Annotated in this window: 16 protein-coding genes; 8 read left to right on the top strand and 8 right to left on the bottom strand. The window is 73.6% G+C overall.

Going from position 1 to position 15,770, the window contains the following annotated elements; genetic code table 11:
* Window positions 1–162: 162 nt before the first annotated feature.
* Together OG730_RS29500 and OG730_RS29495 are read right to left on the bottom strand one after the other, a co-directional pair.
* Window positions 163–1,056 (bottom strand): TIGR01777 family oxidoreductase, encoded by an 894-nt coding sequence (locus OG730_RS29500; RefSeq protein WP_327307075.1) that lies wholly within the window; start codon window positions 1,054–1,056, stop codon window positions 163–165.
* Between the two features lie 65 nt (window positions 1,057–1,121).
* Window positions 1,122–1,790 carry a VIT1/CCC1 transporter family protein gene (locus OG730_RS29495; RefSeq protein ID WP_327309474.1) on the bottom strand — a complete coding sequence of 223 codons (669 nt, stop codon included), beginning with the start codon at window positions 1,788–1,790 and terminating at the stop codon, window positions 1,122–1,124.
* Between the two features lie 115 nt (window positions 1,791–1,905).
* On the opposite strand from OG730_RS29495, the gene OG730_RS29490 reads away from it, so the two are divergent.
* Entirely contained in the window at window positions 1,906–3,021 is a 1,116-nt protein-coding gene (locus OG730_RS29490; protein WP_327307074.1) for a PP2C family protein-serine/threonine phosphatase, read from the top strand.
* Window positions 3,022–3,178: 157 nt separating this feature from the next.
* Entirely contained in the window at window positions 3,179–3,964 is a 786-nt protein-coding gene (locus OG730_RS29485) for a polysaccharide deacetylase family protein (protein ID WP_327307073.1), read from the top strand.
* A 3-nt stretch (window positions 3,965–3,967) separates the two neighbouring features.
* Here OG730_RS29485 and OG730_RS29480 read toward each other — a convergent pair whose 3' ends face one another.
* Window positions 3,968–4,231, bottom strand: coding sequence for a hypothetical protein (locus OG730_RS29480; RefSeq protein WP_327307072.1), 264 nt, complete (start codon window positions 4,229–4,231; stop codon window positions 3,968–3,970).
* A gap of 106 nt (window positions 4,232–4,337) precedes the next feature.
* On the opposite strand from OG730_RS29480, the gene OG730_RS29475 reads away from it, so the two are divergent.
* The gene (locus tag OG730_RS29475) at window positions 4,338–4,721 is read left to right on the top strand and encodes an ArsC/Spx/MgsR family protein (protein WP_327307071.1); all 384 of its coding nucleotides are present in this window, start codon (window positions 4,338–4,340) and stop codon (window positions 4,719–4,721) included.
* On the opposite strand, the gene OG730_RS29470 is transcribed toward OG730_RS29475, so the two are convergent.
* From OG730_RS29470 to OG730_RS29460, 3 genes are all read right to left on the bottom strand, one after another.
* Window positions 4,718–5,827, bottom strand: coding sequence for a serine hydrolase domain-containing protein (locus OG730_RS29470; protein ID WP_327307070.1), 1,110 nt, complete (start codon window positions 5,825–5,827; stop codon window positions 4,718–4,720). The genes OG730_RS29475 and OG730_RS29470 overlap by 4 nt on opposite strands.
* Window positions 5,828–5,993: 166 nt before the next feature.
* Window positions 5,994–6,956, bottom strand: coding sequence for a 2-dehydropantoate 2-reductase (locus OG730_RS29465; protein ID WP_327307069.1), 963 nt, complete (start codon window positions 6,954–6,956; stop codon window positions 5,994–5,996).
* Window positions 6,953–7,660 (bottom strand): NADPH-dependent F420 reductase, encoded by a 708-nt coding sequence (locus OG730_RS29460; protein ID WP_327307068.1) that lies wholly within the window; start codon window positions 7,658–7,660, stop codon window positions 6,953–6,955. The genes OG730_RS29465 and OG730_RS29460 overlap by 4 nt, the downstream gene beginning before the upstream one ends.
* A gap of 208 nt (window positions 7,661–7,868) precedes the next feature.
* On the opposite strand from OG730_RS29460, the gene OG730_RS29455 reads away from it, so the two are divergent.
* Window positions 7,869–8,450 (top strand): hypothetical protein, encoded by a 582-nt coding sequence (locus tag OG730_RS29455; RefSeq protein ID WP_327307067.1) that lies wholly within the window; start codon window positions 7,869–7,871, stop codon window positions 8,448–8,450.
* A 36-nt stretch (window positions 8,451–8,486) separates the two neighbouring features.
* Here the strand turns inward: OG730_RS29455 and OG730_RS29450 are convergent, their stop codons facing one another.
* Complete coding sequence (locus tag OG730_RS29450; protein ID WP_442815220.1) at window positions 8,487–9,416, bottom strand: Gfo/Idh/MocA family protein; 930 nt, start codon at window positions 9,414–9,416, stop codon at window positions 8,487–8,489.
* Window positions 9,417–9,695: 279 nt separating this feature from the next.
* Between OG730_RS29450 and glnII the strand changes: the two genes are divergently transcribed.
* From glnII to OG730_RS29430, 4 genes are all read left to right on the top strand, one after another.
* Complete coding sequence (gene glnII / locus OG730_RS29445; protein ID WP_250743581.1) at window positions 9,696–10,715, top strand: glutamine synthetase; 1,020 nt, start codon at window positions 9,696–9,698, stop codon at window positions 10,713–10,715.
* Between the two features lie 155 nt (window positions 10,716–10,870).
* Window positions 10,871–11,155 (top strand): hypothetical protein, encoded by a 285-nt coding sequence (locus OG730_RS29440; RefSeq protein WP_327307066.1) that lies wholly within the window; start codon window positions 10,871–10,873, stop codon window positions 11,153–11,155.
* Window positions 11,156–11,608: 453 nt separating this feature from the next.
* Complete coding sequence (locus OG730_RS29435) at window positions 11,609–12,202, top strand: winged helix-turn-helix domain-containing protein (protein ID WP_327307065.1); 594 nt, start codon at window positions 11,609–11,611, stop codon at window positions 12,200–12,202.
* 166 nt (window positions 12,203–12,368) lie between these two features.
* Window positions 12,369–14,162 carry a protein kinase domain-containing protein gene (locus tag OG730_RS29430; RefSeq protein ID WP_327307064.1) on the top strand — a complete coding sequence of 598 codons (1,794 nt, stop codon included), beginning with the start codon at window positions 12,369–12,371 and terminating at the stop codon, window positions 14,160–14,162.
* Window positions 14,163–14,217: 55 nt separating this feature from the next.
* Here OG730_RS29430 and OG730_RS29425 read toward each other — a convergent pair whose 3' ends face one another.
* Window positions 14,218–15,708: a PepSY-associated TM helix domain-containing protein gene (locus OG730_RS29425; protein WP_327307063.1), complete on the bottom strand. Its 1,491-nt coding sequence runs from the start codon at window positions 15,706–15,708 to the stop codon at window positions 14,218–14,220.
* Window positions 15,709–15,770 lie beyond the last annotated feature (62 nt).

Raw genomic sequence — 15,770 nt, 5'->3', positions numbered from 1 at the left:
GCTCGAGCGGAACCCGAGTTGGGCGGGCCATTACGGGTAATGCGGTCAACTCCGGTCGCACGACGGTCGCATTCGGCTCACATGCGGTCGCACGCGTGCGCCGGGGCGCTCCCCCGGAGCCCCGGGGGCACCGGGGCTTTCAGGCCGGGGGGCGGGGGCGCATCAGGCCTCCAGCGCTGCCCTGATCGACTCCTCGATCCCCGGGTACCGGAAGACGAACCCGGACTCCAGCAGCCGGGTCGGGCGGACCCGCTGGCTGCCCAGCACGTCCTGGGCGAACTCCCCGAGCACCACGCGCATGACCGGCGCGGGCACGGCGAACACCGCCGGGCGGTGCAGCACCCGGCCCATCGCGGCGGTGACCTCGCGGTTGGTCAGGGGCTCGGGGGCGGTCAGGTTCACCGGCCCGGCCAGGGCCGGGGTGTCGATGATGTGGCGCAGGGCGGCGATCTCGTCGTGCATCGAGATGTGCGACCAGTACTGGCGGCCGTTGCCGAGCCGGCCGCCGATGCCGGCCTTGAAGATCGGGAACAGCTTCCCCCAGGCCCCGCCCTCGGCGGCGACGACCAGTCCGGTACGGGCGAACGCGGTCCGGATCCCGGCCTCCCGGGCGGGCGCGGCGGCGGCCTCCCACTCCACGCAGACCTCGGGCAGGAAGCCCTCCCCGGCCGGGGAGTCCTCGTCGACCGTCCGGTCGCCGGTGTCCCCGTAGTACCCGATGGCGGAGCCGCAGACGAGCGTCGCGGGGGGCTCGTCCATCGCGGCGACGGCCGCGGCGACGGCCGCCGTGCCCTTGACCCGGCTGTCGCGGATCTCCCGCTTGTAGGCGGCCGTCCAGCGGTGGTCCCCGACGCCGGCCCCGGCGAGGTGCACGACGGCCCCGCACCCGGCGAGCCCGGCCGGGTCCACGTACCCCCGCGCGGGATCCCACCGCGCCTCGCCGGGCCCGGCCGGCTCCCGCCGCACGAACCGGACGAGCTCGTGCCCGTCGGCCTTCAGTGACCGCCCGAGGGCGCTGCCGATGAGTCCGGTGGCCCCGGTGACCGCGATGCGCATGCCCCCATCTTGGCAGTGCTCCCGCCACCGCGTGCCGTGCGCCCCACGGCGTGGAGGTCGATCCCTCAGGTGGCCGTGCCCAGCCAGGTGCCGACCGCGTAGGTCACCGCCATGGCCAGGGCGCCGCCGGTGACGTTGCGCAGGATCGCCCGGGCGGCGGGCGCCCCGCCCAGGCGGGCGCTGATCACCCCGCACAGGGTGAGGGAGAGCAGGACCGCGATCACCGTCACCGGGACCCGCCGCGAGGCCCCCGGCAGGACGATCGCCAGCAGCGGCAGCAGCGCCCCCACCGTGAACGCCACCAGGCTCGCCAGCGCCGCGTGCCAGGGGTTGGCCAGCTCGTCGGGGTTGATCCCCAGCTCCACCCGCGCGTGCGCCCGCAGCGCGTCCCGCTCCGTCAGCTGCTCCGCCGCCTCCCGTGCCACCGACTCGCTCAGCCCCCTGCCGACCAGCAGCCCCGTCAGTTCCTCCAGCTCCTCCTGCGGCGACTCCGCCAGCTCCCGCCGTTCCAGGTCCAGCGCCGCCTTCTCCGAGTCCCGCTGGGAGCTGACCGACACGTACTCCCCCGCCGCCATCGACAGCGCGCCCGCCAGCAGCCCGGCGACGCCCGCCGCCAGGATCGCCGTGCGCGAGGTCGTGGCCCCGGCGACGCCGACGACCAGGCCCGCCGTGGAGATGATCCCGTCGTTCGCGCCCAGCACCCCCGCGCGCAGCCAGTTCAGCCGTGTGCTCATCGCCGCGCTCTGTCCCGCCGCACCATCCGCATCCGTCACGCCCCCACTGTCGCGGGCGCCGCCGGAAGGAGCCACCCGGCGTGCGCGCGTTCGGCGCCGGGATCAGGGTGGAGGGGTGAGACGCCGACGCGAGGAGCCGGGCTGGCTGCGCGGGGCGCCGCCGCCGCGCTGGGCCCGCCTCGCGCCCGCGGTGGCCCTCGTCGTGCTCGTGTTCGTGCAGCGCATCACCCCCGGCGACGTCGAGCTGGGCTACTTCCTGGCCGGGCTCCCCCCGGTGGCGGCCTTCGCCTACGGGGCCACCGGAACGGCCGTCTTCGCCGCGGTGGTGCTGGTCCTCATCGGCCTGCCCTCGCTCGGGATCGCCCACGCCCAGGGCTCCGACCTCGGAACCGTCGCGGTGATCGGGCTGCTCAGCGTGGTGGTCGCCTGGGTCCGAAAACGCCGCGACGCCCAGCTGGTGAGCGTGCGCACCGTCGCGGAGGCGGCGCAGCTCGCGGTCCTGCCGCCCGTGCCCGAACGGGTCGGCGCGGTCGGCTGCGCGGGCCTCTACCGGGCCGCGCAGCACGGCACCCTGGTCGGCGGCGACCTGTACGACGTACGGGTGGGGCCCTACGGCGTGCGCGCGCTGATCGGCGACGTCCAGGGCCACGGCCTGGCCGCCGTCGGCACCGTGGCCTCGCTGCTCGGCGCCTTCCGGGAGGGGGTGCTGGACGACGCGGAGCTCACGACGGTGGCGGCCCGGCTGGACCGGCGGCTGCTCGCGGACTCGGCGGCCGAGTCGGTGGATCACGCGGAGCTCTTCGCGACGGCGGTGCTGCTGGAGTTCCCGCCCGGGCTGGACCTCGTACGGATCGTGTCGTGCGGGCATCCTCCGCCCCTGCTGCTACGGGGTCGCACGGTCTCGGAAGTCGATGTGGACCCGGGGCCCCCGCTGGGCCTGGGCCTGGCCGGTCCCACCCCGGCGGCGCCGGCCGAGCTCCGGATCGCCCCCGGGGACCGGCTCGTGATGTACACGGACGGGGTGACGGAGGCCCGCGACGTCGCCGGGAACTTCTACCCGCTGGCCGCGCGCGTGCCCGTCCTGGCGAACGATCCGGCGGGGCTGGCCCCGGCGGTGTGGCGGGACTTGCGGTCCTTCACCCGGGGCGGGCCGCGCGATGACGTGGCCCTGCTGGTGCTGTCCCTGGACGCGGAGCGGGGCACCGACGGGCCTGCTCCGGTCGTGGGATGACGCGTGGGATGACGCGTGGCATGACGCGTGGGATGACCGCGCCGTACTGATCACATGACCAAACGGTGACAAGCGCCAGCAAGCACCCATTTGGGTTAATTTCCGTGTTTTGCTCGGGTCTTCCAGCCCTTCGAGCACGGAAACCGAGGCCCATTCGATGCGCGCACCGCACAAGCACAACCAACGGATCACGGCGGTGATCGCGGCGGCCGGCGCCGTCGCCCTGATCACCGGCTCGATCGTGGTCGGCCTCGCCGGGGAAGACGCGGCGGCGGAACCGGATTCGGCGAAGAACCAGCAGATCGCGGCCCCCGCCCCGCTCCAGGTGGGCTCGGCCCTGACGCGCGCCGCCGCGGACGGGGGCAAGGTCGTCAACCTCACCCTCGACGACGGCCCGGACCCGAGGTGGACCCCGAAGGCACTGGAACTCCTCAAGGCCCATAAGGCGAAGGCCACCTTCTGCCTGACCGGGCCGAACGCGAAGAGGCACCCGGACCTGGTGAAGGAGATCGTGTCGGCCGGCCACCGGCTGTGCGACCACGCGGTCAGCCACGACACGGCCATGGACAAGAAGGACGTGGCGTATCAGGAGAAGCAGATCATGGACGCGAAGCGGATGATCGACGAGGCGAGCGGCTCCGCCCGCGTCTGGCACTACCGCGCCCCCGGCGGCGCCTTCACCCCCGAGAGCCGCGAGATCGCCGCCCGCGGCGGGATGGCCAACCTCGGCTGGAACGTCGACCCCGGCGACTTCAACCGGCCCGGCGCGGACAAGATCGTCAGCGCCGTGCAGGAGCAGCTGAAGACCAAGGGGCCGACGATCCTCATGCACGACGGGGGCGGCGACCGCTCCCAGTCCGTCGAGGCCCTCGAAAAGCTGCTGCCGTGGCTCAAGGAGCAGGGCTACGGCTTCAGGTTCCCGAAGGTCCCCGAGGCGGGCTGAGGCCTACCCGGCGTCGCGGATGAAGGAGCGGACCATCTTGCAGGTGACGTTCGACGGCCGGCGGATGCCCGTCCGGACGGCCATCGTGCGGATCTTGCGGTTGGTGGCGCGCTGTACGTCATACGTGCCGGAGTCGAGCAGCGATATCGCGAGCCGCATCGCCTTCAGCCGCCGGTTGTGGCTCTCGTACCACTCCCGGGGCAGCCCCGCCGGCAGCGGCTTCTTCTTGACGGGCTCGATGGTGTGCAGGGTCATGGCAGTGGCCATCTACAGCCTCCCAAAGGCAAGTTGGCGTCCTGTCCTTCTCCTTGAATTTTACCGGCGACCACTGACAAAGGACCTGGCCAGACGACGCCTGGCTAAGATTTCGGGCATGGAGATCTGGATCAATCCCGCCTGCTCGAAGTGCCGTAGCGCGCTGACCCTGCTGGACGCGGAGGGCGCCGAGTACACCGTCCGCCGCTACCTGGAGGACGTGCCCTCCGAGGCTGAGATCCGCGAGGTCCTGGGCCGGCTGGGCCTGGAGCCCTGGGACATCACCCGCACCTCGGACCCGCTGGCCAAGGAGACGGGCGTCCGGGAACTCCCGCGCGAGGAGACCGAGCAGTCCCGCGGCGCCTGGATCAGCCACCTCGCGGCGCACCCGAAGCTGATCCAGCGCCCGATCATCACCGCCGAGGACGGCACGGCCCTGGTGGCCCGCTCGGACGAAGCCGTCCGCGAAGCCCTCTCCCGCACGTCGGGCTCCCGGGCCTAGGCCGTGCCGGGCTGGTCCGCGAAGCCCGCGTTCACGAACTGCACGACGCGATCGATCTGCTGGTCCCTGGACGCGCCGGGCTTCGGGTTGAAGGCGTAGACGAGCCGGCGGCCGGCCTGTTCGGTGGCGAAGACGCCGGTCGACCAGCCGGGGCCCGAGCCCGTCTTGCCCCAGACCACGGTGTCGCCCGTCTCGTAGCGCATCAGGCCGGCCGCGCTGAAGCAGGCCTTCCCCGAGAGGCAGTTCTTCCCCTGGCCGTAGGGCACGTCCGGGACCTCGTACAGGTGCCGCTGCTGCGCGGGCGGCAGCAGCCGGCCGCCCAGCAGCGCGGCCATGAAGCGGTCCAGGTCGGCCGCGGTGGAGTCCAGGCCGCCCTCCGCCCAGAACCTGGCCATCCGCGGATCCGCCGACATCCGGGTCTGGCGCAGCCCCAGGGGGCGCACGATGGCGCGCTGCAGTTCCTCCTCGTAGGTCCGGCCGGATATCCGCTCCACGAGCAGGCCGGCGACGAAGGAGTTCGTCCCGTTGTACTGCTGGACCGTGCCCGGGGCCGGTATGCGGTCCGGCCGGGCGGCCGCGTCCGCCGCGAACGTGTCGAGCACCATGGTGCGCGGATCGGCGGACTCGCTGGTGAGCATCGGCAGGTCGGCGGTGTGGTCCATGAGCTGCCGTACGGTCACCGCCGCATAGGCGTCCGGTATCAGGTCGGGCAGGTAGCGGCGCACGGGTGCGTCGATCTCGATCCGGTGCTCCGCGACGGAGCGCAGCACCAGGGCGTTCGTGAACAGCTTGGTGACACTGCCGATCGGGATGTCCGCGTCCGCGGCGACCGGCCCGGCGGTACCCGTCCACGGTGTGCGCTGCCCCGCGCCGGACAGCCGCACCAGGGCCCCCGTGGAGACCTCGTCGGGCAGGGACGCCAGCAGGGCCCGCAGCGCGGCGGGGTCATGGGCGGCCGCCCCCGGGCCGTGGACCGTGGCCGACGCGGAGCTGCCGGGCCCACCGGGCGAGGCCAGTGCGGCGGGAGCGCCCGCGCCGACGGTGAGGGCCGCCAGGGCGATGCCGGTGACGGCGATCCGGCGAAGGGTGCGGGGGCGTGCGTTCATCGGTGGCTCCTGGAGGAGGCGACTCGACGGGCTCTGACACCAACAGTCCGCCACCCACCGCGCGTTGCCCATCGGTGATCACCCTGACCAGACCCCCAGGCCACCCTGAAGGGGTCCGTGCGACCGGCCCTGAGGCCGGCCGCACGGACGGCGCACGTCGGCCGTCCTACTCCCCCGCCGTCACCCGCGTCTGATGGACCCGGAGTTGGAGTGCGGCGAGGTCCAGGAACGGGGTGGGGACGCCGAGACCGCGGGCCCGGGCGGACAGGTCGCCGAGCACGTGCTCGACCTCGGTCGGGTGCCCGGCGAGCAGGTCCCGGTACAGCGACGGGGTCAGCGGCGAGTCCGGGGCGGCCAGCGTCCGCGCGGTGAAGGCGAGTTCCGGCTCCGGGACCGGGTACCCGGCGGCGGCCGACACCGCGGCCGCCTCGGCGAGGACCGCGAGGCCGAACCCGGTCCCGCCGGGCACGGCGTTGATCTCGCCGACGGCTCCGCGCGCCAGGGAGGTCACCGCCACCAGGGTGGTGATGAAGACCCACTTGTGCCACATGGCGCCGACGATGTCGGGTACTTCGGGACTGTCGATCCCCGCACCGGCCAGCACCGCGCGGATGGCGTCCACCCGCTCCGAGGGACGGCCGTCGCGTTCGCCGGTGAGCACCACGGTGGGCGGGGCCATCCGGAGGATGTCGCCGTGCTCGTTCAGGGTGGTAACCACCTTGGCCACTCCGCCGAGCACCGCCGCGTCCCCGAACCGGTCCGCGAGGTGGTCGAGGTGGGCCATACCGTTGAGCAGGGGCAGGATCGCCGTCCCGGGACCGACCGCCGGCGCGAGGTCCCGGACGGCCGCTTCGAGGGAGGTGGACTTCACGGACAGCAGGACGAGGTCGTAGGCCCCCTCCCGCGGACCCGCCCCCTCCGGCGCATCCGCCCCCTCCAGCGCGTCGGCGGTGACGAGCCGCGGGGCGAACGCGATCTCCTCCCCCGGCCCGCTCACCCGCAGTCCGCGCGCCCGCAGGACCTCGGCCCGCCGGGGGCGGACCAGGAAGGTGACGTCCTCCCCCGCCCGGGCGAGGCGCGCGCCGAAGTAGCCGCCCGCGGCGCCGGCTCCGACCGTCAGGATCCTCATCCGGCGGAGCCCGCCGGCCGGACCGCCTTCGCCAGGGCGGCGCGGACGGCCGCCGCGTCGGCGACGGTCCCCGGGTCCTCGGGGAGGCCGCCCGGACGGGACAGGTCCTCGGCGTACGGGAGCACGTACACGGGCGTGTCGCGCTGGAGGCGCCAGCTCTCCGCGAGTTCCCCCGCGTCGACCGCGTCGTAGCCGAGCAGGTCGAGGAGGCGGGTGGCGGACGCGCGGGCGGCCGGGTCCTCGCCGGCGATCGGCAGGGCCGAGCGGTCCGGGGAGCCGGCCGGGCGGGCGAGGGCCAGCAGGTGCTTGAAGTAGATGTTGTTGAACGCCTTGACGACCTGCGCCCCGGCCAGGTGTTCCTGGACGAGCGCGCTGGTGGTGGTCTCCTCGGCCTCCAGGGCGGGGAAGACCCCGTCCCGCTGGGGGTAGTAGTTGAGCGTGTCGAGGACGACCTTGCCCGCCAGCGCGTCGGCGGGCAGCTCGCGGTAGTGCCCCAGCGGGATGGTGGCCACGACCCAGTCGCCGGCCGCGGCCGCCTCGGCCGGGGTGGCGGCCCGGGCCCGCGGGCCGAGCTCCGCGACCAGGGCGTCCAGCGTCTGCGGCCCTCTGGAGTTGCTGAGGACCACGTCCAGCCCCGCGTCCACGGCGAGCCGCGCGAGGGTGCTTCCGATGTTGCCGCTTCCGATGAGTCCAAGAGTTGCCATGCGGGGTTCAAGTCGCCCGCGATCCACGGTATTCCGCCGCTACGCCGACGGGATGGGCCTCGCTCCGACACGTCGCGGTCCCGCGGGTCGCGGTCCCGCCGCGTCGGGACCTTCACGGCGCCCCGTCGCAGCCTTCACACCGGCCCCATCCCGCGCCTCGTAGGGTGAGGCCGGCACAAAGGGGATGTACCGCACCAAAGGATCCGTAGTGAACGAGCAACAGCACCCGCGGCCCACCACGCCCGGCGAGCCTCCGGCGCCACCGGCGGCGCCGGGCCTCCCGGTGTCCGCGCTCCCCCCGCTCCCCCCGCCCCGGCGCGGCGCCGACTGGATGTTCGGCGGGGTGTACGGGACCGTGCTCGCGTCCGGACTGCTGGCGGCGCTCGACCAGAAGGGCGGGGAGTACACCCCCTTCTACGACGCCAGCTGGGTGCTCGTCACCGCCGCCACGGCCGGGCTCGCGCACGGCTACTCGCACCACATGAGCACCCATCAGGCCGGCTCCGCCGGTCACCGGTGGCGGATCCTCGGGCGGGCGCTGTGGAACGAGTGGCCCATGATCGCGGCCACCCTGCCCACGGTCCTGCTCCTGCTCGTCGCCGGACTCGCCGACTGGGACTCGCACGCGGTCACGGCCGTCGGGCTGGGCGTGAACACCGCGATGCTGTTCGCCTGGGGTGCCTTCGTGGCCCTCAGGGTCGGCTACAAACTCGCCTCGGCGCTGCTCATCGGGGTCGCCGACGCCACGATCGGGCTGGCCATCATCGCGGCCAACGCGGTCATCAAATAGCGGCGCGCGACGACGGCGGGCCCCTCCGAGGCGGCCTCACTCCGGCAGCTGCGCCTCCGCCTCCGCCAGGATCTCCGTCAGCCGGGCTCCGAACTCCGCCCCCCGTACGTCCGGCACCCCGGTGCGGGCCGAGGCGAGGAGCGCGTCCAGGGCGCGGCCGTACGCCCCCGGGACGTTGCTCCAGTCCGGCAGGCCGAAGACGCCCGCGGTCCCGCGCAGTTCCAGCCCCACCCCGGCGGCCGCGCGCGGGGCGCTGAGGCTGAGCACGGCGGTGCTGGCCGCGCCGGAGGCGTGGCGCAGGGCCAGCTGCACCACGTCGGCGGGGCCGCGGGTGGCGCTGACCCCGGTGACGTCGCCGAGGACCGGGATGAGTACGGACAGGGCGTGCGGGCCCACGTCCCACAGCCCGCCCTTGGCCTTGCGCCAGGGCGAGTCCGCGTAGGCGCTGGGCTCGCCGTCGGGCGGGAAGACCGCGCCGAGCCAGTGCGCGGCGGCGGTGAACCAGCCCGTGCGCTCCGCCTGCTCCTCGACCCAGCCGGCGGTCGGCTCGGCGAAGCGCAGGGTGAGGAAGACGACGGAGGCGACCCGGTGCTCGGCCACGGCCGCGGCGACCGCGCGGGCGTCGGCCGGTGTCGTGGCGACGGGCTTGTCGAGGAGGAGGTGGCAGCCGGCGGCGGCCGCGCGCACGGCGAGCGGGGCCTGCACGTCGGGCGGGAGGGCGAAGGCCACGACGTCACAGTCGGCGAACAGCGCGTCGGGGTCTTCGTACACCTTCACCCCGTACTCGCGCGCCAGCTCGGCCGCGGCTTCGGGGCGCCGGCCCCAGACTCCGACGAACTCTGAGCCGGGATGCGCGGCGAGGGCGGGGGCGTGCGTGCGGTGGGCCCATGGGCCGGTGCCCAGCAGCCCGACCCGGGGGCGGGGCCCGGAAGCGGCCTCTGCGGCGGCATCTCCGGCGGGCGTCACATCGTACGAAATGCTCACCCGCTCAGTCTGCCCCACCCGGACGGGTGCCCGAACGCCAACCCTCTCGACCACGCCCACCTGCGGCGTAAACCTCGGTAACACGGGGTTCACACACGGGCAACGGAAGAGAAATCGCGAGCGGGCACTCTGCGGTCAACACCGCAGAACGAATTCGCAGTACGCGAGCCACAGGGACGTGAACCGCCGTACGCGATCCGCAGGACGCAGCGCAGCACCCGCAGAGTCTGCGCCGGAGCGACGCACCGAAGGATGGGGCCCGTGAGCTACAAGGCTGAGTACATCTGGATCGACGGAACCGAGCCGACGGCGAAGCTGCGCTCCAAGACCAAGATCATGGCGGACGGCGACGCGCTGCCGATCTGGGGCTTCGACGGTTCGAGCACCAACCAGGCCGAGGGCCACGCCTCCGACCGCGTACTCCAGCCGGTGTTCACCTGCCCGGACCCGATCCGCGGCGGCGACAACGTCCTCGTCCTGTGCGAGGTCCTGAACATCGACATGACCCCGCACGAGTCGAACACCCGCGCGCTGCTGCGTCCGATCGCCGAGAAGTTCGCCGCTCAGGCGCCGATCTACGGCATCGAGCAGGAGTACACCTTCTTCGACGGCACCCGCCCGCTCGGCTTCCCGGTCAACGGCTTCCCGGCCGCGCAGGGCGGCTACTACTGCGGCGTCGGCTCGGACGAGATCTTCGGCCGCGACATCGTCGAGAAGCACCTGGACCACTGCCTCGCGGCGGGCCTGGCCATCTCCGGCATCAACGCCGAGGTCATGCCCGGCCAGTGGGAGTTCCAGGTCGGCCCGGTCGGCCCGCTGGAGGTCTCCGACCAGCTGTGGATCGCGCGCTGGCTGCTCTACCGCACCGCCGAGGACTTCAACGTCTCCGCGACGCTGAACCCGAAGCCGGTCAAGGGCGACTGGAACGGCGCGGGCGCGCACACCAACTTCTCCACGAAGGCGATGCGCGAGGACTACCGTGCGATCATCTGCGCCGCCGAGTCGCTGGGCGAGGGCAGCAAGCCGCTGGACCACGTCAAGAACTACGGCGCGGGCATCGACGAGCGTCTGACGGGCCTGCACGAGACCGCCCCGTGGAACGAGTACAGCTACGGCGTCTCGGACCGCGGCGCCTCGGTCCGCATCCCGTGGCAGGTCGAGAAGGACGGCAAGGGCTACATCGAGGACCGCCGCCCGAACGCGAACGTGGACCCGTACGTGGTGACCCGCCTCATCACGGACACCTGCTGCACCGCCCTGGAGAAGGACGGCCTGGTCTGACCCGGCCGGCCACCCCTGACACCACCACGGCGCCCGTCCTCCCCCCGGGGAGGGCGGGCGCCGTGGTGTCGGTGGGATCCCGGGGCCGGGAGGCACCTGGGTTCATGCGCGGCCCGTCCGGCAGGATGAGGCTCCGACCATCTGGGGGGCTCCGAGTGGGTTACGCATTGCAGGCGGTCATCGCGGGCGACGAGGTGCTGCGCGCCGCGTCGCGGGAGGTCCCCGGGTCCCGAGTGGTACCGCTCGGCCAGGGCCTGTCGCTCCTGCCGATGACCGATGAGGTCTTCGATGCCGTGTTCGCGCGAAGGGTCAGCCCCATCTCCCAGGCCCTGCGGCGGCTGGGAGCGCGAAGGAGCCTGGGCGAGGACGAGTTCGACGCCGTGGGACTGAGCCGCCACCGCGACACCTCGGACTGGATGTCAGACGGCTTCCAGGCCTAGTCCGGGGGCCGGGGCCGTGGGCCGTGGGCAGTGGGACGGATCCGCTCACGATGCGATACGGGTCGACCGGAATGGAGTGGCGGGGACCGCTGGGCGGGTGACGGTTTGTCGGGATTGCAATGGTCCGTTCATGCCGTGATCACGGAATATGGGATTCCGCTCCATAGGGTGAGACGGGGTCTGCCCCGGGGCCGTCACATCTGCTTGAATGGGGCCATGGCCAGCTACTCGCACACCTCGACCGGTCGCAGCGACCTCGAGCCGTTCTGGCCTTCCCGTCAGGACCACGATTTCGACCGGGTGTGTTGCCGCGCGAAGAACGCGCCGGCCCTCTAAAGCCTCCGGGACCTCGAAACCGACCTCCCCCAGGCCTTCGGTCTGCGCGGTACGACACAAGACGACGCTCTCCGTACGTCTCCTGCCGACCACTCCGCGTGAAAGAGCTGACCACTCATGGCTAACACCCGTTCCTTCGCTTCTGCCGCCTCCGCTGCGACCTCTCCCCTGACCTACCCGAGCTTCCCGCCCAGTCCGCGCCACCGCCTGCGGGCCGTGGACCGCGACGAGGTGGCGCGCGTCGTGGACTTCCTGCCGCCCGGCGCCACCTGGCTGCCCGCCCCCGCGCACACCCTGCCCAGCCTCCCCGGCCAGCCGCCGATGGTCGGCTACCTGGTGCTCGTACCGGCCGACCAGCAGCCGCCGATCGCCTTCTCCCCGCAGTCCGTTCCCGCCGCCCCGGCCCCGGGCGCGGCGGCCGTCACCGGGGACGCCCTGGTCCGCATCGACCCGGCGCAGCGCACCGCCGAGGTGGACGGCGAGGTCCTGGACCTGACGTACCTGGAGTTCGAGCTGCTGGCCCACCTGGTCGCACACCCGCACCGGGTCCACAGCCGCGACCAGCTCGTGACCACCGTCTGGGGCTACGGCCACGTCGGCGACGGCCGTACGGTCGACGTCCACGTCGCACGGCTGCGCCGCAAGCTGGGCGCCGCCCACCGCGGCGCGATCCAGACCGTGCGCCGCGTCGGGTACAAGTACGCCCCCTGACCGGAACGGCGGCGGGCCCGTACTGGCGAGGGGGAGTACGGGCCCGGGCCGGACCAGAAGAGGTCGGAGGTCGGAGGTCGGACGGTCCAACTCGGGCCTCCACAAAGGGGATTTCCTCGCACATCCGTGCTGATCAGCCGGGGTCCCTGACGTAGGCTTTTCCGTCGTGACCATCGGAACCGGCAGCGTACTTGCCCCACTTGAGCCCCAGGACCCCCGCGAGACCGCCGGCTACCGGCTGATCGCCCGGATCGGCGAGGGCGGCATGGGCACCGTCTACCTCTCGCACACGCGCGGCGGGCAGCCCGTCGCGCTGAAGCTGATCCGCCGGGAGTTCGGGCAGGACCCCGACTTCCGCAGCCGGTTCGAGCAGGAGGTGCGGGCCGCGCGCCGGGTGCAGGGCTATCACCTCGTACCGGTCCTCGACCACGACACCACGGGCGCCTCGCCCTGGCTCGCCTCGGTGTTCGTACCGGGGCTGTCGCTGCACGACGCCCTGAGCGCCTACGGTCCGCTCCCGCTCCCCGCCGTCTTCCAGCTGATCGGCTGCACGGCGCGGGCCCTCGGCTCCATCCACGCCGCGGGCGTCGTGCACCGCGACCTGAAGCCCGCCAACCTGCTGCTCGGCGCGGCCGGGCCGTACGTCATCGACTTCGGGATCGCCCGGGCCACCGACAGCACGCAGCTCACCCGCACCGGCGGGGTCATCGGCACTCCGCAGTACATGTCCCCCGAACACGCGCTGGGCGCCGAAGTCACCACCGCGAGCGACCTGTTCGCGGTCGGCCTCATCGCCGCGGTCGCGGCCACCGGGCGGCACCCGTACGGGGAGGGCGGGGCCACGGCCCTCGGCGTGCGGATCGCCAACACCGACCGGCTGCCTCCGGACCTGAGCGGCTACCCGACCGAACTGAAGCCGCTGCTGGAGCGCTGCCTGACGGCGGACCCGGCGGAGCGGATCGGTACGGACGAGCTGGCCGCGATGTGCGAACTGTTCGCCGGGCGACCGCTGAACGACTTCGACGGCTGGCTCCCGGAGCCGGTCGGGCAGGAGATCGCCCGCCGGGTGCGGGCGGCGGAGAATCCGCCGACGCCGACGGTGGCGGACGCGGGTGCGGGTGCGGGTGCCGGTGATTTCGGCCCCGCCCGTACAGGTGCGGGTACCGGGACGGCCGGTGCCTTCGGCGGGGTGCACGCCGCGGACACGGCGTTCGCGCCGCCCCGGCCCGCGGGGCCGCCGCGGCCGAACCGCCCGACGCCCGCCCCGGGTCCGAGCCCGAATCGGGCTCCGGCCCCCGCTCCGGCGCCGAAGGGCTTCCGGGGCGGGCTCATCGCCGCCTCCCTGGTGCTGGCCGTCCTCGCCGGCGCCGGCGCGGTCTGGCTGCTGGACGAGGACGGCTCCGAGGACGGCGCCAAGACGCCCGCCGCCGGGCAGGAGGCCCCGGCCGCTCCCGAGCCCTCGGACCCGGCCAAGGCCCCCTCCGCGCCGAAGACCTCGCCCTCGGCCTCCGCCCCGCCGAAGGCCGCGTACACCCCCGTGTTCCAGGACAAGCCCTTCACCCTGCGCGGGCCCTCCGGGAACACGGGAACCCACGTCGACCTGGACGCTCCGCAGATCTTCCCGAAGGGAGCCATCGGGAAGACCCAGGGAATGGAGCTCACCTACCAGAACTGGGGCGACGCCGACCTGCGCTTCCTGACGGCCGCGGGCAAGAGCCCGGGCACCACGCCGGAGGAGTGCCGCGAGGCCGTCGCCACCAACACCCTGACCTCCAGCGTGGGCAGGGTCGAGCTGAAGGAGGGCAAGACGATCACGAAGGGCACCGTGCTGTGCACCGTCACCAGTGAGAACAACCTGGCGATGATCCGCATCACCGACGTGATCCAGGACCCGAGCAAGGGGACCTACGGCCCCATGCCCGACTACGTCACCACGCTCACGCTCTGGAAGATCGGCTGATGCCGCCGGGCGGGCCGGGGCTCCCCTCGGGGAACCCCGCCCCCCGGAGCACGCTCTAGGCGCCGGCCCCGGCCCCGGCCCCGCGCCTCGACGCGACGAAGCCCAGCACCAGGTCCCCCGCCAGGAACACCAGCAGGCTGATGCCCAGCATCGGGACGAACCAGCCGACCACGGCCGTCGCCGCGGCCAGCGGGAGCAGCACGGTCACCGGCAGCTTCCGCCAGGCCCCGCGCGGCTGGGGGCGGCCGGCCGAGAGCGTGCGCTCCTTGGTCGGGCGGCGCAGCCACCACATGCGGTAGCCCCAGATGACCATGCACATCACCAGGACCGCCAGCGCGGCCAGGGCCAGCTGGTTGGCGAGCCCGAAGGTCAGGCCCATGTGCAGGTCGATGCCGAAGCGGGTGAGCTGGGCGAGCAGCGGGTGGTCGGCGAAGCGGAGTTCGTCCATGACCCGGCCGTCGGCGGGGTCCACGGCGACCGCGTCCAGGTGCACCGGCACCTGCTTGTCCTGCTCCTTGACCACGTACCCCTTGCCCTCGGCGGGCAGGGTGATCCGCAGCGACTCGGTGACCCCGGCGGACCGGGCCGCCGCCACCGCTCCGTCTATGCCGATGGCATCCACCGGCGCCGACGGGGCGGGCGCCGCCGCCTGGTCGCCGCCGGCCGCGCCGTGCCCGGCGTGCTCGCCGCCCGCGTCGGCGGCCGGGGCGCCGGGAAGTTTGGCGGCCACGGCCGGGGTGGTCCCGCCGAGTCCGTCCTTGAGCACCTCGATGTTCTCCCCGGCGTACCGCGACCAGGTCAGGCCGGTGACGGAGAGGCCGACGAGGCCGACCACGATCCAGACGCCGACGGAGCCGTGCCAGGACAGGGTCTTGCGGCGGCCGGTCGCCGTGCGGTCGGGCAGGACGAGCGCGGCACGGCCGGCCTTACGGGCCCGCTTGCGGCCGCTCCACAGCGCGAGCCCGCCGAGCGCGACCACCCACAGCCAGCTCGCGGCGAGCTCGCTGTAGTTCCGGCCGAACTCCCCCAGGTGGAGGCTGGCGTGGAACTCGCTCAGCCAGGCCCGCAGGGGCAGCGCGTCACCGACGGTGGTGAGCTTTCCGCGGACCTCGGCCGTATACGGATCGACGAACACGGTGAGGGTCTCGCCCTCGGCGAGTCCCGGGCTCTCCATGATCACCCGGGTGGTGGCATCGGCCTCCGGCGCGGGCCAGACGGCCGTCACCGTGCCCTGGGGGGCGGCGTTCTCGGCCGCGGCGACCTGGGCACCGAGCGGCTGCGCGCTCGCGCCGCCCCGGTCGACCGTCAGCTGGTCGGCGTAGAGGATCTTCTCGGCCTGCCAGGAACCGGCGTAGAGCAGCCCGGTGGTGGCGGCGACGAGCAGGAGCGGGGCGATGAGCACCCCGGCGTAGAAGTGCAGGCGCAGCAGCAGCGGCCGCAGGGCGGCCCAGGTACCGGGCTTGCGGGTGGGGGCGGACTCGGCGGCAGCGGATTCGGGTGCGTCTGGGTCCGCTGCGCGGAGTTGCCCGACCTCGTCGAGAGACATGGGTGTCCTAGGTATTGGCGAAGACATGGGTGAGCGGCCCCAGGTCTCGCCCGCTCCTCACC

The organism is Streptomyces sp. NBC_01298, assembly GCF_035978755.1.
GTDB lineage: Bacteria > Actinomycetota > Actinomycetes > Streptomycetales > Streptomycetaceae > Streptomyces.
This window is presented reverse-complemented; position numbering and strand designations above follow the sequence as displayed.